The organism is Streptomyces sp. NPDC001514 (genome assembly GCF_053597075.1).
Window position 1 is genome coordinate 83,376 of the sequence record NZ_JBSFHO010000033.1, and the last position, 17,421, is coordinate 100,796.

The following is a 17,421-nucleotide window of genomic DNA, read 5'->3' on the forward strand; positions in this document are numbered from 1 at the left end:
CTACCCCTGTCTTGACTGGGTACCGGCGGCAAGTGGCCCCGTCAATACGCCAGAAGGCCCCGCACCAAGCGGTGCCGGGCCTTCGTTGCTGCGGTCCTGACGGGATTTGCTGTGTCCGATTGCGGCTCCGCCGCGGGCGCGGCCCCGGGCCTGCGCCGCGAGGGGCCTGCATGCCGAAGGCCCCTCGCACCAATCGGTACGAGGGGCCTTCGTTGTTGCGGTCCTGACGGGATTTGAACCCGCGGCCTCCACCTTGACAGGGTGGCGAGCACTCCAAACTGCTCCACAGGACCAGGTTTCGCAGCTCCGTACTTCCTCGGCTGCGAGAGAGACTGTACAGCAGGTCAGACGGTGCGGTCGAACTCACTCAAGGCGACGGCCGCGTCACTGCCGCTCACGGCGCCGCCGCGTCGATCGCCTTGACGATGCGCTTGTCGGACACGGGGTACGCCGTGCCGAGGGCATGGGCGAAGTAGCTCACGCGCAGCTCCTCGATCATCCAGCGGATGTCCAGGACCTCCTGCGGCACCGGCCGCCCCTTGGGCAGCTGCTCCAGGAGCCAGGCGTACTCGTCCTGCATCTCGTGGACCTTCTCCATGCGCGTCGTGTCGCGCTGGGCGGCCGTCGGCATCTGCTGCAGCCGGCGGTCCACCGCGATCAGGTAGCGCATCAGGTCGGGCAGCCGTCGCAGGCCCGTCCTCGTCACGAAGCCGGCCGGCACGAGGGCGGCCAGCTGCTCCCGTACGTCCTGGACGTTGCTGACGAGGGCCAGGCTGTTCGTGGCCTTGAGACGGCGCTCACAGGCCTGCCAGGCGGCCAGGATCTGTCCGACCTGGTCCACGGTCCGTACGGTCGTGTCCACCAGGTCTGCGCGGACCTTGTCGTACAGCTTCCGGAACGATTCCTCGTCCCACGCGGGACCGCCGTGGTCGGCGATCAGCTTGTCCGCCGCCGCGGTCGCGCAGTCCTCGAAGAGCGCCTGGATGGAGCCGTGCGGATTGCGCGAGAGGGCGAGCTTCTGCTGGTTCGTCAGCCGCTCGGACGCGAACTTCGCCGGGTTGACCGGGATGTTCAGCAGGATCAGCTTCCGCGTGCCCTGCCACATCGCCTGCGCCTGCTCCGCCTCGGTGTCGAAGAGGCGTACGGCGACGGTCTCGCCCTGATCGACGAGGGCCGGGTACGCCTTCACGGGCTGGCCCGCGCGCCGGGTCTCGAAGACCTTCGTCAGCGTGCCGATCGTCCAGTCGGTGAGGCCCGTGCGCTCGACGGCGGCCCCGCCCGAGCGCTCGGCGGTGGCCGCGGCGGCCTTGGAGAGGGCCTGGCGGGCCTTGGGCTTCAGCTGCAGCCGGAGCGCCTCCAGGTCCTTGTCCTCGGCGAGCTTGCGCCGGCGCTCGTCAATGATCCGGAACGTGATCTTCAGGTGGTCCGGGATCTTCGAGAGATCGAAGTCGTCGCCCGTGACCGGCACGCCGACCATGCGCTGAAGCTCACGCGCCAACGTGACCGGCAGCGGCTCCTGCAGCGGCACGGCCCGCTCCAGGAAGGCCTTCGCGTAGTTCGGTGCGGGCACGTAATGGCGGCGGATCGGCTTCGGGAGGGAACGGATCAGCTCCGTGACGACCTCTTCGCGCAGACCCGGGATCTGCCAGTCGAAGCCCTCGTCCGTGACCTGGTTGAGGACCTGGAGCGGGATGTGGACGGTGACGCCGTCCGCGTCCGCGCCGGGCTCGAACTGGTACGTGACCCGGAACTTCAGCTGCCCCTGCTGCCACGAGTCGGGGTAGTCGTCCTTGGTGACCGCCCCGGCCTTCTCGTTGATGAGCATCTCGCGCTCGAAGTCGAGGAGCTCGGGCTCCTCGTGGCGCTTGTGCTTCCACCACGAGTCGAAGTGCGCGCCCGACACGACGTGCTCGGGCACTCGCCGGTCGTAGAAGTCGAACAGCGTCTCGTCGTCCACGAGGATGCCGCGGCGCCGGGCACGGTGCTCCAACTCCTCGACCTCGGTGAGGAGTTTGCGGTTGTCGGCGAAGAACTTGTGGTGCGTACGCCAGTCGCCCTCGACGAGCGCGTTGCGGATGAACAGCTCGCGGCTCGTCTCCGGGTCGATCCGTCCGTAGTTGACCTTGCGCTGGGCGACGATCGGGACGCCGTACAGCGTGACCTTCTCGTACGCCATCACCGCCGCCTGGTCCTTCTCCCAGTGCGGCTCGCTGTACGTGCGCTTGATCAGATGCCCGGCGAGCGGCTCGATCCACTCCGGCTCGACCTTCGCATTGACCCGGGCCCAGAGGCGGGACGTCTCGACCAGCTCGGCGGACATGATGAAGCGCGGGGGCTTCTTGAAGAGGGCGGACCCGGGGAAGACCGCGAATTTCGCGTTGCGCGCGCCCAGGTACTCGTTCTTCGCGCCCTCCTTGATGTCCTTCATGCCGATGTGGGACAGGAGGCCCGCGAGCAGCGAGATGTGCACCTGCTGGTCGGGGGCGTCGTCCTCGTTGAGGTGGATGCCCATCTGCTTGGCGACCGTACGCAGCTGCGCGTAGATGTCCTGCCATTCGCGGATGCGCAGGAAGTTCAGGTACTCCTGCTTGCACATCCGGCGGAAGCTGGAGGAGCCGCGCTCCTTCTGCTGCTCGCGGATGTACCGCCAGAGGTTGAGGAAGGCGAGGAAGTCGCTCGTCTCGTCCTTGAAGCGGGCGTGCTGCTGGTCGGCCTGGGCCTGCTTGTCGGCGGGCCGCTCGCGCGGGTCCTGGATGGAGAGGGCGGCCGCGATGACCATGACCTCGCGGACACAGCCGTTCTTGTCGGCCTCGATGACCATCCGGGCCAGACGCGGGTCGACGGGCAGCTGCGCGAGCTTGCGGCCCATCTGCGTCAGCCGCTTCTTCGGATCCTTCTGCGCGGGGTCCAGCGCGTGCAGCTCCTGCAGGAGCTGCACACCGTCGCGGATGTTGCGGTGGTCCGGCGGGTCGATGAAGGGGAACTTCTCGATTTCGCCGAGGCCGGCGGCGGTCATCTGGAGGATGACGGACGCCAGGTTCGTACGGAGGATCTCCGCGTCCGTGAACTCCGGGCGGGACAGGAAGTCGTCCTCGGAGTAGAGCCGGATGCAGATGCCGTCGGACGTACGGCCGCAGCGGCCCTTGCGCTGATTGGCGCTGGCCTGGCTGATGGCCTCGATGGGGAGGCGCTGGACCTTGGTGCGATGGCTGTAGCGGGAGATACGGGCGGTGCCCGGGTCGATGACGTACTTGATGCCGGGGACCGTGAGCGACGTCTCTGCGACGTTCGTCGCGAGGACGATACGGCGGCCGGTGTGCGCCTGGAAGACGCGGTGCTGCTCGGCGTGCGAGAGGCGGGCGTAGAGCGGGAGGACCTCGGTGTGGCGGAGGTTCTTCTTGTTGAGCGCGTCCGCGGTGTCGCGGATCTCGCGCTCGCCGGAGAGGAAGACCAGCACGTCGCCGGGGCCCTCGGACTGCAGCTCGTCGACGGCGTCGCAGATGGCGGTGATCTGGTCGCGGTCGGACTCCTCGCCGTCCTCCTCCAGGAGGGGCCGGTAGCGGACCTCGACGGGATACGTACGCCCACTGACCTCGACGATCGGCGCGTTGCCGAAGTGGCGCGAGAAGCGCTCGGGATCGATCGTCGCGGAGGTGATGACGACCTTGAGGTCCGGCCGCTTGGGCAGCAGCTGGGCCAGATAGCCGAGCAGGAAGTCGATGTTGAGGCTGCGCTCGTGGGCCTCGTCGATGATGAGCGTGTCGTACGCGCGCAGCTCGCGGTCCGTCTGGATCTCCGCGAGCAGGATGCCGTCCGTCATGAGCTTGACGAACGTGTCCTGCCCCACCTGGTCGGTGAAGCGGACCTTCCAGCCGACGGCCTCGCCGAGCGGGGTGCGGAGCTCCTCGGCGACGCGCTCGGCGACCGTGCGGGCGGCGATCCGGCGCGGCTGGGTGTGCCCGATCATGCCGCGCACGCCCCGGCCGAGCTCCAGACAGATCTTGGGGATCTGCGTGGTCTTGCCGGAGCCGGTCTCACCGGCGACGATCACGACCTGGTGGTCCCGTATCGCCGCGAGGATCTCGTCCCTCTTCTGACTGACCGGCAGCTGCTCGGGGTACGTGACCTCGGGCACCCGCCCCGCGCGCTCGGCGGTGCGGGCAGCGGCCTTGGCGGCCTCGGCCGCGATCTCGTCCAGCACGGCCTGCCGCGCCTCGGGCTTACGGATCCGGCGGGTGCCTTCGAGCCGCCGGCCGAGCCGGTGCGCGTCGCGCAGCGAGAGCTCGGCCAGCTGGGTCTGGAGATCGGCGAAGGAAGTAGACATACGGAACCCAGGATCGCACCCGTGCGAGCGGACTGGCGAACCCATTTACGGTGACGGCGCGGTCCGACCGCGGTGCGACGCGGGGTCGCCCGGCCGGACGCGCAGACTTCGCGGCCCCGGCGGCCCGGGGCCCGGGGTCCGACGGCCCGTACGAGTGCGGCACACCCAAGATCAGGCGACCGCCCGCCCATGCCCAGCGCAAGCAGCCGCCGGGGCCGCGACGTCTTCGCGGCCGTGATCGCGCCGGCGGCGGCGGTGCTGTTCGGGGTCCTGCTGGCCGCGGGGACGAGCGGCGCGGCTGCGCGTGGCGTCGCCTCGCCGAGGTCAGCGGCCGGATCCGGCCCACGACCGCAGTCTCCGTCCACGCGCTCGGTGCGGTCTACGGCCTGGCCGGCTTCTGCGCGGGCCCGATCCTCGGCAGCGTCCTCACGGTCGCGGCCCTCAGCGGCAGCCCCGCCTACGGCGGCCTGCTCCTCGCCGTCTACGCCCTCGGTATGGCGGTCCCGCTCTTCGCCCTCGCGCTCCTCTGGGAACGCTACGAGCTGGGCGCGCGCACATGGCTGCGCGGCCGCACGGTCCGCGTCGCGGGCCGCCGGCCTGGGCCGCGCGGTCCCGGACCGGGTCCTGCTGGTTCTTGTCGTCGCGGTCGTCGCGATCGGGCCGGCGGTCCGGGGGTGGCGCCGCCGCGAGCGGGTGTAGCGCCGGAGGTGAGGTCCGTGGATACGGATCCCTCACCCCCGCAGCAGGAAGGTGCTGGCGTACGAAAAGCGAAACGCCCGCTCCGAGAAGCCTCGGGCGGGCGTTTTCCCTATTCAGGGGCGGTGGCTGGGGCCGGGGTCGAACCGGCGACCTTCCGCTTTTCAGGCGGACGCTCGTACCAACTGAGCTACCCAGCCACGCAGCTCTTGCGAGCTGCAGCGGTCCTGACGGGATTTGAACCCGCGGCCTCCACCTTGACAGGGTGGCGAGCACTCCAAACTGCTCCACAGGACCAGGGTGATGCATTGTGCGAGAGACAGTCTCGCACACGGTGATGCGTGCCCCCAACGGGATTCGAACCCGTGCTACCGCCTTGAAAGGGCGGCGTCCTGGGCCACTAGACGATGAGGGCTAAGGGCCCACCTGGGCGCTTCTCAGCGCGTCGGGGACGTGAGAAGCATATGGGATGCGGGGAGCTATCGCCAAAACGCTTTTCGGGGGCCGGGGGGTCGGCCCACGGGAGGACACGGCGGGGGGCCGGGGGCCGACCCCCCGGAAGGGCTGGCGCGCAGGCGCGGCAGGGGCCCGGGCTCGGCTGCGGAAAGGCGCGGCCGAGGTCACTCGGGTGGCGTCGCCGACGGGGAGGCGGGAGTCGGCCCGCCGGAGGGTTCGGGGCCGGCCAGGTGGCGGCTGACCTCGGCCGTCGTGAGGCCGAGGCCGCCCAGGGTGATCTCGTCCCAGGCCTGGAGGCGGCGGGTGGTCCGGTCGAGGTAGAGGACGGAGGCGCGGACCTTCTCGGGTTCGTCGTTCTGGACCGCGCGCAGGCCGCCGCCGCCCGTGGAGCCCTCGATCTTGAGGCGGGTTCCGAGGGGGAGGAGCTCGGTCTCGCGGTGGTGGACGTGGCCGGCCAGGACGAGGGGGACCTCGCCGTCGGTCTCACGGGCGGCCACGGGGTTGTGCGCGACGGCGATGTCGACGGGGGTGCCCGCGCGGCGCTGGTCGCGGAGGGCGGAGGCGAGGCGGATTCCGGCCATGCTCTCGGCGGGGTCGCCCTGGGGCCGGGTCGAGCGGTCCGGGGTGAACTGGGGGTCGCCGGTGCCCGCCACCCGCAGGCCCGCGACGGTGATCGCACGGCCGTCGTCGAGGACGTGGACGTTCTTGAGGCCCTCCAGGTACCGCTGGGTGGTGAGTGAGTCGTGGTTGCCGCGGACCCAGACGTAGGGCGCGCCGAGGTCGGGGATCGGGTCGAGGAAGGCGTTCTCGGCGGCGGTGCCGTGGTCCATGGTGTCGCCGGAGTCGATGACGACGTCGATCTCGTACTGCTCCACGAGCGAGCCGATGATGTGCCACGCCGCCGGGTTGAGGTGGACGTCGGAGACGTGCAGGACGCGCATCGTGCCGGGGTCCGGCTGGTAGACGGGGAGCGTGGACGTCGCGTCGTACAGCTTGGTGACGTTGGTGACCAGGCGTGCCAACTCCTTCTGGTAGACGTCGAATTCGGTGACGATCGAGCGTGCGTTGCCGACGACGGAGGGGGCCGATGACAGGAGTCCGGAGAACTTCGGTTCCAGTACGGACTTCGGGTTCCAGGTGGCGTACGCGCTGACGCCGGAAGCCGCGAGGAGTGCGAGTGCGAGGCCGCCGGCGGCGAGGGCGCGGCGCGGGCGGCGGTAGACCGCGAGGCCGAGGGCGGTGGCGCCGGAGACTACGGCGACACACGAACGCCACGCCAGCTCGCGGGTGCCGGCCGTGACGTCGTGGGTGACCTCGTCCTGGAGGCCGGAGAGGCGCTCGGGGTGCTCGACGAGGGCCTGGGAGCGGACCGGGTCGAGCCGGTCGACGTCGACGTCGAGGCGGATGGGCGCCACGTGGGAGTCCAGCTCCAGGGCGCCCAGCGGCGAGACGTTGATCTTCGTGCCGCCGGTGAGGGACGGGCGCAGGGTCATGGTGGTGTCCATCGGCCCCACGGGCGTACGGACGGCCCCGACGATGAGGAGGCCGAGCCACGCACCCGTCAGGACGACGGCGGTCAGGGCGAGTGCGCGGGCACCAGGGCGCGAGGTGTGGGTGAGGGCGGGGATCCCGGCAAGGGTCTCGGTGGGGCGCGACCGATGGCGGTCCGACCGGTGGCGGTGCGATCGGTGGCGGTGCGATCGGTGGCGGTGCGACCGCACCCGGAGGTAGAGGCGCGTGACGCCGGTGAGGAGGGCACGGAACCGTTCACGAGCGCGGGCCATTGGTCCCGTATGCCCAGGCTCGGGACGGGCTATGCCCGCTCACGGAGACGTATGTGCGTGACAATGGCCGGGTGCTGGAGATGACGCGCGAGGAGTTCGAGGAACTGGTCGCCGAGGCGCTGGACAGGATCCCGCCGGAGCTGACGCGGCTGATGGACAACGTCGCGGTGTTCGTCGAGGACGAACCCACCGCCGACGATCCCGAGCTGCTCGGGCTCTACGAGGGGACTCCGCTGACCGACCGCGGTGAGTGGTACGCCGGGGTGTTGCCGGACCGGATCACGATCTACCGGGGGCCGACGCTGCGGATGTGCGAGTCGCGGGAGGACGTCGTCGCCGAGACCGAGGTCACGGTGGTCCATGAGATCGCCCATCACTTCGGGATCGATGACGAGCGGCTGCATGCCCTGGGGTACGGATGAGTTCGCCCGCGCACTCGCCCGAGCGCCCGCTCTCGCCCTCGCCCGAGCGCTCGGACTCGCGTTAGCCCAAGGGTCTGCGGGCGTGTCCCTCGTGGGGCAAAGGGAGTTGGGCAGGGAAACCCGTGTCCCGTGCCCCGGAGGTGCCGCCCGTGCGCCAGTTGTCCGCCCCTGGCCGTTGTGCCGTATGGGTCGCCACCGCCCTGGCGGTCGCGGCCTCCGCAGGCTGTATGAGCGTCGGCGACGACGGTGGCGACCGGGCGCCCGCGAAGTCCCCGCAGCAGAAAGGGGCCGCGGCCGAGCCCGACGGCGGCGGAGCCGCGCAGGGCGGTGGCGGTGGACATGGGCGTACGGGCATGGGCGGAGCGGCGCGGTCCGGCGGGGCCGCGGGCAAGGGCGACGGCAAGGACGCGGGGGCCGGGGCGAGCCCGAGCACGTCGGTCGCGCCGTCCGGGCGGCCGTCGAACGGCGGCGCGGGCCACGGGGGCGGCGGACTCGGGAAGCCCGCCGGTCCGCAGCGGCCCACGTCGCACCCGGGCGATCCGACCCCGCCGGTGGAACCCACGCCTCCGCCCGGTGAGCCGACCCCGCCCGTGGATCCGACACCGCCGGGCCCGGACCCGGACCCGACGGGGGAGCCGGCCGACCCGCCGTCCGCGTCGCCTGCGGCCGACACGCAGATGGGCGGGATGCGGGCGGCCGACGACGAGCGCGGGGAGGCAATGCGCGCGGAACCGACGGCATCGCCGCAGATGGCGCCCGCGTGACGGTCGTGCGATGGGCGGGAGGCGCCGACGGGTGTGACGAGAGCCGCAGCGTGGTGGTTTGCCTCCGGTGGGTTCGGGTGCGTATGGTGGTAGATCGTTTGATCCCATTGCCCGGCGCCGACACAGAAGCGCGCCGCGTGGCGCGTACTCTCCCTAGCCGTGACTGACCGCATTGAGGCGGTCGAATTGCGAATTCACGGAGTTTGGGCGCGTGCCGAGACTCCGGAAGGTTTCGCATTTCGCATGTCCATTTCCAGTTCTGACCGTGCCGTCCTGCCCGAGAACGACGAGATCGTCGACGCTGTCGAGGTCGACACGGCCGTCGAGGCCGAGGCTCCCGAGGCCCCTGAGGCTCCCGAGGTGACCTTCGGCGACCTGGGTCTCCCCGAGGGCGTCGTCCGCAAGCTCGCCCAGAACGGTGTCACCGTCCCGTTCCCGATCCAGGCCGCGACCATCCCGGACGCCCTGGCCGGCAAGGACATCCTCGGCCGTGGCCGTACCGGCTCCGGCAAGACCCTCTCCTTCGGTCTGCCGACCCTGGCCACGCTGGCCGGCGGCCACACCGAGAAGAAGAAGCCCCGCGCCGTCATCCTCACCCCGACCCGTGAGCTCGCGATGCAGGTCGCGGACGCGCTCCAGCCGTACGGCGATGTCCTCGGTCTGAAGATCAAGGTCGTCTGCGGCGGTACGTCCATGGGCAACCAGATCTACGCGCTCGAGCGCGGCGTCGACATCCTCGTCGCCACCCCGGGCCGACTGCGCGACATCATCAACCGCGGCGCCTGCTCCCTGGAGAACGTCCAGGTCGCGGTCCTCGACGAGGCCGACCAGATGTCCGACCTGGGCTTCCTGCCCGAGGTCACCGAGCTGCTCGACCAGGTGCCCGAGGGCGGCCAGCGCATGCTCTTCTCCGCCACCATGGAGAACGAGATCGGCACGCTGGTCAAGCGCTACCTGAACAACCCGGTCAGCCACGAGGTCGACAGCGCCCAGGGCAACGTCACGACCATGACGCACCACGTCCTCGTCGTGAAGCCCAAGGACAAGGCGCCGGTCACGGCCGCGATCGCCGCACGCAAGGGCCGCACGATCATCTTCGTGCGTACGCAGCTGGGCGCCGACCGTATCGCCGAGCAGCTCGTCGAGGCGGGCGTGAAGGCCGACGCGCTGCACGGCGGCATGACGCAGGGTGCCCGTACCCGCGTCCTCGCCGACTTCAAGGACGGTTACGTCAACGCGCTCGTCGCGACCGACGTCGCCGCCCGCGGTATCCACGTCGACGGCATCGACCTGGTCCTGAACGTGGACCCGGCCGGTGACCACAAGGACTACCTGCACCGTTCCGGCCGTACCGCTCGTGCGGGCCAGTCCGGCACGGTCGTCTCGCTGGCGCTCCCGCACCAGCGCCGCCAGATCTTCCGCCTGATGGAGGACGCGGGCGTCGACGCCTCGCGCCACATCGTCGGCGGCGCCGGCGCGTTCGACCCGGAGGTCGCCGAGATCACCGGCGCCCGCTCGCTGACCGAGGTCCAGGCCGACTCCGCGAACAACGCCGCCAAGCAGGCCGAGCGCGATGTCGCCCAGCTCACCAAGGAGCTGGAGCGCGTCCAGCGCCGAGCCACCGAACTCCGCGAGGAGGCCGACCGCCTGATCGCCCGCGCCGCGCGCGAGCGGGGCGAGGACCCGGAGGCCGCGGTCGCCGAGGTGACGGAGGCGGCCGAGGCCGAGGTCGTCGCTGCGGCTGCCGTCGTGGCGGAGCCGGTACGCGAGACCCGCGAGGAGCGCCCGGCGTACCGCGACGAGCGCGGCAACTACGAGCGCCGTGACCGTGGTGGCGACCGCGGTGGCGATCGTGGCGGCGACCGTGGCGGTTTCCGTCGCGACGACCGCCGGGACGGCGACCGTGGCGGCTTCCGCCGTGACAACGACCGTCCGTCCGGTGGTTTCCGTCGGGACAACGACCGTCGTGACGACCGTCGCGACAACGACCGCCCGTCGGGTGGTTTCCGTCGGGACAACGACCGTCGTGACGACCGCCGGGACGGCGACCGTGGCGGTTTCCGCCGCGACGACCGCCCGTCGGGTGGTTTCCGTCGGGACAACGACCGTCGTGACGACCGCCGGGAAGGCGACCGTGGCGGCTTCCGCCGCGACGACCGTCGCGACGACCGCGGTGGCCGTTCCTTCGAGCGTCGTGACAACGACCGTCCGTTCAACCGCGACCGCCGCGACAACGACCGTCCCTCGGGCGGTTTCCAGCGCCGCGACAACGACCGTGGCTTCGAGCGCCGTGACCACCGCGGTGGCAGCGACCGTCCGTTCAACCGCGACCGTCGTGACGACCGCCCCTCGGGCGGCGGCTTCCGCTCCAGCGGCCACGACCGCCCGTACGGCCGCCGCGACGACCACCGCGACCACCGCGGCTCGGGCACCGGCACCGGCACCGGCTCGTTCGGCGGCGGTCGCCGCGACGACAAGCCGCGCTGGAAGCGCAACGGCTGACATCGCGTAACCCGGAAGCAGGGCCCGTACGAGCACTTCGGTGCTTGTGCGGGCCCTGTGCCTTTTCCGGCGCTCGCGGTTCCCTGTCTCCGCCCTCCACACCCGTCCTTTGAACGGGTTCGAATCTTTCTTCCGTTGCCCCTGTGGCTGCTGTTACGATCCGCGCACCTGTGGCGAGGGGCGCGCTGGGGCATGCGAACAGGCCTCCCCACAGGTTTCTCTGGGGAGGGAACCTCGTGCGAATCCGCACTCGAAGACTGCTGTCCACCGCGATCGCCGTCAGCCTGACGGCCGGACTGGCCGCCACGGTCGGGGGTCCGGCCACGGCCGCCGAGGCGCCGCCTGAGCAGGTGGTCTTCCAGTCCGACCGCTATCTGCCGCGTGCCGAGACCCTGTACTGGGCCGGTGCGACCGGTGTGCTCCACAAGCAGGAGGGCAGCGGCCTGCTGTGGACCCGGTGGGACGGTACGAGCCGGAGCGTGCCGGACGACTTCGTCAATCTGTCGTCCCTGAAGGTCTCGACCGGGTCCGACATTCTCATCACCAGTCTCGGCGGCGGCAACTGGCGCGCGCTCGATTTCGATGCCGGAACGAAGAAGGACTTCGCCCTCCCGGCCGGGCACCTTGCCCTGGCCACGGCGGGGCAGTACCTCGTGACGAGGACCGGGGAGGCGGGCGCGGTCGCGTACCACCTGCTGGAGTGGACGGGCGAGGCTCTTACGCCACTGAGGGACCTCGTCGTTCCGACCGGAATCCAGTTGATCACGACAGGGGCTTACGCGGCCGACGAGTCGGGTGTCGTGCTCCAGTCCTACGACGGAGGAGGGGGGCCCCTCCGCTACGGCATTCTCGATTTCAAGACGGGCGCTTTCGCGCTCGGACCGACGACCACGGTCTTCTCTGGGCGGATGATGCTTTCCGGGGACCGGCTCGTTTCCCGTGTCGCCGAAGGGAAGGTCCGGTGGCTGCCGCGCGGCGATCTCCAGTCGACGCCGAGGGAAATCCCGCTCGTATCCGTGGGCGACGAGTGGCCGGTCCTCGCCGTGGCCGGGGATTCGCTGCTCCTCACCTGGTCTGACCTCAACACTCCGAACAACATGGCCGATGTGGCCGGATACCGCCTGGAGGCCATCCCCTTCGACGGCGGCGAGCGCCGGACGCTGCTGCGGCACGCCGCCCCGAGCCTGATCACCGCCGCCGACGGAAGCGCGATCGTGGCGGGTGGCGAGGACTCAGGACAGTGGGCGCTGCGGCGGTTCGACGGTGCCGTTCCGGCACCGCAGACGATCCTGGACATACCGCCGTTGCCGGCAGGCGTGCACAATCTGTCGATCGCGGCAGGGCAGATGGCCACCCGGGAGATCGACGGCAGTTTCCACCCCTCGTTCCACCGCAGGCCCATTGCGACCGAGGGGGCAAAGCTCACCCCCGGGGTGCGTTCCTGGATCGCCTGGGGCCGGGAATCCACCGATGTGCCATTCGCGTCGGGCGACGGCAGGGAGTACCGGCTGAGTTCGTCGTTCGGCAGCGTGGACATGTCGGTACTGGATCCCTACCACGACACCGGCTACGTCCGCTTTTCGTCGGAGTCCGTCAAGGTCGTCGACGTCTCCGGCCGGTACGTCATCGCGAACGGCGCCAATCCCACGGCGCAGTACGTAGGTGACCTCAACCGCTTCTCGGACTTCAAGCCGATCCGGACCCGCTCCACGACGCCGGCCGCCACCGTCTGGGGGCCCACCTACTGGACCCAGTCGGCGACCCCCGGCACGCTCACGGCCGAGAGCCTCGGCAACGGCACCGTCACCACGCTCAAGACCGGGGCGACCTGCCTCGCCACCGACCTCCAGGCCGTGGGGCGCTGGCTCTACTGGGCCTGCGGCACGACCGGTCCTGCGGGTGTATGGGACCTGAAGGCGAAGAAGAACGTCCCCGTGCCCGCCGGCGAGGCGCTGATCGGTGACGGCTATCTCGTACGCCACGACAGGGCGGCCGGCAAGCTGCTCCTGACCGGCTTCCGGGACGGCACGGCCGACGACACGCGGGTCATCGGCGACATGCCCGACACGGGTGCGAGCACGCGCGGGCAGCTGTGGACGGTGGACAAGTTCGGTGGCCCGGCGGCGTTCGTGGCCCCGGACAAGAAGATCCACCTCGTTCCGAGCGGAGTGGAGACCGAGCCCCTGGCACCGATCCAGTCCCACACGGACACGGTGGTGCGGCCGACGTCCGACTACGGGGCGTGGAAGGGCCAGTGGCAGATGAACCGGCCGATGTCCTCCTGGCAAGTGGTCATCAGGAACAACGCCACCGGAGCCGTCGTCCGGACCTTCTCCGGTGGTCCGCACAGCGCCATGGACGTCCAGTGGGACGGATTCAGCGCCACCGGCGGCCATCTGCCCAGCGGCTACTACACCTGGACCCTCACCGCCCAGCCCGCCAACGGCCAGGGCGCCGCGTTCACGGCAACCGGATCGATCCGGCGCTACGGCGGTCCGGCCCAGCGCCACGACCATGTCGGCGCGGCCTCCATCCCGGACGGGAACGGTGACCTGCTCGCCCTCACCCCCGCCGGCTCCTTCGACTTCTGGCACGGCACGGGTACTGGCCGGGTGTCCGGGAAGACGTCGGGGGCGGGCTGGCCCGCCGGTGTCAGCGCGGTGCCCTTCGGGGACGTGAACGGTGACGCGTGCAATGACGTCCTTGTCCGGATGCCGGGCGGTGAACTGCGTGCCTACAAGCCGGCCTGCGGCAAGCCGCTGACGCCCTCGGTTCCGTACACCAAGGCAGGGAGCGGCTTCGGTGGGCTCAATGTGCTCACCTCGCCCGGTGATCTGACCGGGGACGGGCGTGCCGACCTGATCGGGCGGAGCGGGGACGGGCTGTATCTGTTCGCCGGGCGCGCCGGCGGGGCGGTCGCGAGCGCGGTGAAGCTCGGGTCCGGGTGGTCGTCCTTCACCCACATCGTGGGTGTGGGTGATCTGAACGGCGACGGCGCGGGCGATCTGGTCGCGCGCAAGAGCGACGGCTCGGTCTACCGCTACGACGGCACGGGCACCGGCAGGCTCAAGGCGGGCGTGAAGATCCTCTCGGGCTGGGGCGGTTCGTACACCTCGATCGTCGGCGTCGGGGACGTGACCGGCGACGCCAAGCCCGACCTGATCGCCCGGGACAGGGCCGGCCTGCTCTTCCGCATGTCGGGCGACGGCCAGGGCTCATTCGGCCCCGCGGTCCAGATCGGCACCGGCTGGGCGACGATGAAGGGCCTCTTCTAGAGGCTGTTGGAGCTGTTCGAGCAAGGTGACGGGGCCGGTGAACCGATACCCGATCGGCTCACCGGCCCTGTCCGGCTATGCTCGGGGGTGTTGTGCCGAGGGCCGTTAGCTCAATTGGCAGAGCAGCGGACTTTTAATCCGTTGGTTGTGGGTTCGAGTCCCACACGGCCTACGCCTCAGCCCCAGGTCAGAACGCATCTGACCCGGGGCTGATCTTGTTTGGGTGGACATTCCGGGCGGCTGCTCAGTCAATGCTCAGCCGAAGCGCTAACGATCAAGGCTCTTGGGTGGTGACATCCGCGCCGACGTCGCCGACGTAGTGCAGCTGTACCGCGCCCGGAAGACCGTCGATCGGACTGTCCCCGTCATTGATCGAATACCGGCAGTGGACGCCCGGCCGGTCAGGGTGAGGCAGCCGGTACTCGGTGGGGCCCGGCGTGGCGTCGAGCGTCTTGCCCTGGTGCGGCCCGCTCATGATGTGGAGAAGCACGCGGCGCAGGATGCATCTGCGGCGGGCCAAGCGCAAACAATCCTGCAGGGGGCACACGAAAGCCCCGGCCAGCCGACGGGGGACGGCGGGCCGGGGCGGTCTGAGAGGGGCTACGTCTGGGCGCGGACGAGGAGCGTGCCGAGCGTCTTGGGTCCGGGAGGGGCGGCCACTACCTCGGCGGTCACCCTGGTGAAGCCATGCTCGCGCAGGATCTGCACCCAGCGCTCGGGCTCGTAGTCCCAGCGCTTCACGATGAACGGGTCAGCGTCCTCGCGGTTGATGTACGAGGCCTGGCAGCCGTAGCAGTCCTCGACCGCCGGCCGGTGGGAGAACGCGTACACGCCACCCGGGCGCAGCCGCTTACGGACCAGTGGCAGCAGCACGTCCGGCGCGGTGAACCAGGCTGCGCCGAACACCGAGTACACGGCGTCGAACTCCGTGTCGGTCTCGCAGAGGAAATCGACCGCGTCAGCGTGCCGTAGCTCCAGGCCGTGCGCGTCACCCCAGCGGTCCTCCGCGGCAGCCAGCTGGGTGGGTGAGACGTCAATGCCGACGGCGCTAGCGCCGAGCGTGCTGACGTGGGCCAGGTTTCCGCCGCTCCCGCAGCCGAGCTCGAGGGCGACCATACCGGGACCGAGGTCGAGGATCTCGGCGCCGGGGCCGTGGTCGGGGTACTGGGTCCAGTTGAACCAGGTGGTCTCCCCGGCGGCATTCGTCTCTCGCCGCTGCTTGCTGCTCTTCGCGTACACGTCCCAGTAGCGGGGGTCGGTCAAGGTCGTGACCTTTCACGTGCGGGCGGCCGCCCGGCAGTGGAGCACCGGGCGGCCGCGGGACGGGCGAGTCAGTGCTTGGGGCTGTTGTGGCACCCGGCGTGGCACTGCGAGCAGTCGCCCGAGCCGCGCCACAGGTCGGGGTCGGCGGTGAAGCCGGCCGCGGTCAGTGCCGCCACGGTAGTGCGCAGCGGCTCGCCCGTCTTGGAGTCACGCCCATCGGCCTGGGGCTCGGGCACGTGGTGGATGAAGCGGCCCGCGATCTGCTGGCAGAAGGCGGCGTAGTCGACGGTGTGCAGGATGAACGTGTGCCAGCCGATGTCGACCAGCTCGCTGGGCGCCAGCTCCTGCCCGGAGTGGACGCCGGCGGCGAGGAACGCGGCCGTCTGGGCGACGATGCGGCGGGCCGTGGGCTCGTCGACGTCGGTGTGCTCCTTGGTGATGCGGGCGGTAAGCCGCTCCATCACCTCGGGGTCGACCAGGGTGGCCGGGTCGGTGGTGCCCGCGGGACGCTCCAACGCAATGGTCATGCTTCCTCCTGTGTGGACGTGTCCTCGGGTGAGGACGGGTCACTGCTGCGTGACGCTGACGGGCAGTCGGCAGGGTTGGCGTGCACGATCAGGCGCACGTCCGCGGCTGACATCCGGGGCAGCCAGGTGACGATGCCCTTCTCGGTGTGGCGGCCGCAGGCGGCACAGAAGCCCTCGCCGTACTCGGGACCTGCGTCCCACATGGGGCTCATCGCGCCGCACTCTCCGTGCCGAGGCACCGCGCGCAGGCGCATGCCGGGTAGGCGAGGGAGAACGCCGGCTGATCAGCGGCCGGGAGGGTGCACTCCTTGACGGGGGTTCGCACCTTCGTCTCGGGGTTGACCCGGTAAACGCTGATGGCCAGACCGGGATGTGATGCGCCGTTACCTGTCGTGGTCACGGATTCACCATTGCGCGACCACAGAGAGTTGCGCGGCGTCAGTGCAGGCGTCAAACCGGCGACACATGGGGCGTCATTTCGGTGTCATTCCAAGGCGGTTGGGACTACCTTGCTCTCATGGCAACACCGAACAGCGCACTGCGAGCAGTCCGCCTCGGCCTGCTCATGTCCCAAGACGACTTCGCCCGCGCCGTGCGAGATGCCGGCGCCCGCGCGGGCCAGCCCAACGACGCCAACAAACGACTCGTACAGCGCTGGGAATCCGGCGTGACCACCTCCCCCCGCCCCGTCTACGCCCGCGCCCTTGAGTCCGTTACCGGTTTGCCCATCGAAGCCCTCGGCTTCACCGCTGCGGTACCCGGAGCACGCGTCACCGAGGACGGGCACGGCGGGCACGATGTCGAAGCATCGGAGAACGGCATCGCCCCCGCCGCCACCACATCGCAGCCCGAGCCGCAAAGCGCCCACCGCAACTACTCCGGCGTGTGGCTATCCCGCTACGAGTACTTCTCCAGTGGCCGCGACTCCGCCTTCATCGGCCAGCACTACGTCGTCGTGCTCCAGCACGGCAACCGACTCACCGTGCGCAGCCTGCCCGGCTCGTCCGACAGCCCGCTGACGATGGACCTGGAAATCGACGGGCATGTCGCCACCGGCACCTGGACGGAGCAGACCGCGACCGACGGCTACTACCGAGGCGCCCGGTACCACGGGGCCATTCAGCTGCTAGTCGAGCCGACCGGGCGCCGCATGACCGGCAAGTGGGTCGGCTTCGGTAAGGAGTTCGACGTGAACACTGGACCGTGGGAGCTGGTATTCCAGGACGCGTCGACGAACAAGGCGACGCTGGCGGCGTACAACAGGCAGCCCGATGCCTGACCCCGGGCACGACGAAAGCGCCCCCTGCCCGACCGGCGGATTCCAGCGGTCGTCGCAACACGTGATCAGTGTTGGGCGGTTGCAAGCAGTGTAGAGAGGCGCTCGGCTGGGGTTTCCCAGCCGAGCGTC

General features: G+C 70.3%; 12 protein-coding genes, 5 tRNA genes and 1 pseudogene. 7 read left to right on the top strand and 11 right to left on the bottom strand.

Annotated elements, in window-relative coordinates; translation table 11 throughout:
- Positions 1-218: 218 nt before the first annotated feature.
- Both ACWCXB_RS28850 and hrpA read right to left on the bottom strand, forming a co-directional pair.
- A tRNA-Asp gene (locus ACWCXB_RS28850) sits at positions 219-293 on the bottom strand.
- A 101-nt stretch (positions 294-394) separates the two neighbouring features.
- Complete coding sequence (hrpA, locus tag ACWCXB_RS28855; RefSeq protein ID WP_450726676.1) at positions 395-4,324, bottom strand: ATP-dependent RNA helicase HrpA; 3,930 nt, start codon at positions 4,322-4,324, stop codon at positions 395-397.
- Between the two features lie 296 nt (positions 4,325-4,620).
- On the opposite strand from hrpA, the pseudogene ACWCXB_RS28860 reads away from it, so the two are divergent.
- Positions 4,621-5,023: pseudogene (locus tag ACWCXB_RS28860) on the top strand (cytochrome c biogenesis CcdA family protein); the annotation flags it as partial.
- A gap of 123 nt (positions 5,024-5,146) precedes the next feature.
- Here ACWCXB_RS28860 and ACWCXB_RS28865 read toward each other — a convergent pair.
- The 4 genes from ACWCXB_RS28865 to ACWCXB_RS28880 all read right to left on the bottom strand — a co-directional run bounded on the left by ACWCXB_RS28865 (position 5,147) and on the right by ACWCXB_RS28880 (position 7,260).
- A tRNA-Phe gene (locus ACWCXB_RS28865) sits at positions 5,147-5,220 on the bottom strand.
- A 22-nt stretch (positions 5,221-5,242) separates the two neighbouring features.
- Positions 5,243-5,317: transfer RNA gene (locus tag ACWCXB_RS28870), tRNA-Asp, on the bottom strand.
- A 45-nt stretch (positions 5,318-5,362) separates the two neighbouring features.
- Positions 5,363-5,435 (bottom strand) — tRNA-Glu (locus tag ACWCXB_RS28875).
- Between the two features lie 205 nt (positions 5,436-5,640).
- Positions 5,641-7,260, bottom strand: coding sequence for a metallophosphoesterase family protein (locus ACWCXB_RS28880; protein ID WP_450726677.1), 1,620 nt, complete (start codon positions 7,258-7,260; stop codon positions 5,641-5,643).
- Between the two features lie 71 nt (positions 7,261-7,331).
- On the opposite strand from ACWCXB_RS28880, the gene ACWCXB_RS28885 reads away from it, so the two are divergent.
- The 5 genes from ACWCXB_RS28885 to ACWCXB_RS28905 all read left to right on the top strand — a co-directional run bounded on the left by ACWCXB_RS28885 (position 7,332) and on the right by ACWCXB_RS28905 (position 14,395).
- Positions 7,332-7,682 (top strand): metallopeptidase family protein, encoded by a 351-nt coding sequence (locus tag ACWCXB_RS28885; protein ID WP_450726693.1) that lies wholly within the window; start codon positions 7,332-7,334, stop codon positions 7,680-7,682.
- A gap of 149 nt (positions 7,683-7,831) precedes the next feature.
- Positions 7,832-8,446, top strand: a complete 615-nt coding sequence (locus ACWCXB_RS28890) for a hypothetical protein (protein WP_450726678.1) — start codon at positions 7,832-7,834, stop codon at positions 8,444-8,446.
- A 243-nt stretch (positions 8,447-8,689) separates the two neighbouring features.
- A complete protein-coding gene (locus ACWCXB_RS28895) occupies positions 8,690-10,948 on the top strand; it encodes a DEAD/DEAH box helicase (RefSeq protein ID WP_450726679.1) in 2,259 nt (752 codons plus the stop codon).
- 236 nt (positions 10,949-11,184) lie between these two features.
- Positions 11,185-14,223 (top strand): FG-GAP-like repeat-containing protein, encoded by a 3,039-nt coding sequence (locus ACWCXB_RS28900; RefSeq protein WP_450726680.1) that lies wholly within the window; start codon positions 11,185-11,187, stop codon positions 14,221-14,223.
- A 99-nt stretch (positions 14,224-14,322) separates the two neighbouring features.
- Positions 14,323-14,395 (top strand) — tRNA-Lys (locus ACWCXB_RS28905).
- Positions 14,396-14,497: 102 nt separating this feature from the next.
- On the opposite strand, the gene ACWCXB_RS28910 is transcribed toward ACWCXB_RS28905, so the two are convergent.
- The 5 genes from ACWCXB_RS28910 to ACWCXB_RS28930 all read right to left on the bottom strand — a co-directional run bounded on the left by ACWCXB_RS28910 (position 14,498) and on the right by ACWCXB_RS28930 (position 16,413).
- Positions 14,498-14,713 carry a hypothetical protein gene (locus ACWCXB_RS28910; protein WP_450726681.1) on the bottom strand — a complete coding sequence of 72 codons (216 nt, stop codon included), beginning with the start codon at positions 14,711-14,713 and terminating at the stop codon, positions 14,498-14,500.
- Positions 14,714-14,823: 110 nt separating this feature from the next.
- Positions 14,824-15,486, bottom strand: coding sequence for a methyltransferase domain-containing protein (locus ACWCXB_RS28915; protein ID WP_450726682.1), 663 nt, complete (start codon positions 15,484-15,486; stop codon positions 14,824-14,826).
- Positions 15,487-15,554: 68 nt separating this feature from the next.
- A complete protein-coding gene (locus tag ACWCXB_RS28920) occupies positions 15,555-16,013 on the bottom strand; it encodes a glycine-rich domain-containing protein (protein WP_450726683.1) in 459 nt (152 codons plus the stop codon).
- On the bottom strand, positions 16,010-16,225 hold the full coding sequence (locus ACWCXB_RS28925; protein WP_450726684.1) for a hypothetical protein: 216 nt from the start codon (positions 16,223-16,225) through the stop codon (positions 16,010-16,012). The genes ACWCXB_RS28920 and ACWCXB_RS28925 overlap by 4 nt, the downstream gene beginning before the upstream one ends.
- Entirely contained in the window at positions 16,222-16,413 is a 192-nt protein-coding gene (locus tag ACWCXB_RS28930) for a hypothetical protein (RefSeq protein ID WP_450726685.1), read from the bottom strand. The genes ACWCXB_RS28925 and ACWCXB_RS28930 overlap by 4 nt, the downstream gene beginning before the upstream one ends.
- Positions 16,414-16,530: 117 nt before the next feature.
- On the opposite strand from ACWCXB_RS28930, the gene ACWCXB_RS28935 reads away from it, so the two are divergent.
- The gene (locus ACWCXB_RS28935) at positions 16,531-17,292 is read left to right on the top strand and encodes an XRE family transcriptional regulator (protein ID WP_450726686.1); all 762 of its coding nucleotides are present in this window, start codon (positions 16,531-16,533) and stop codon (positions 17,290-17,292) included.
- Positions 17,293-17,421: the final 129 nt, after the last annotated feature.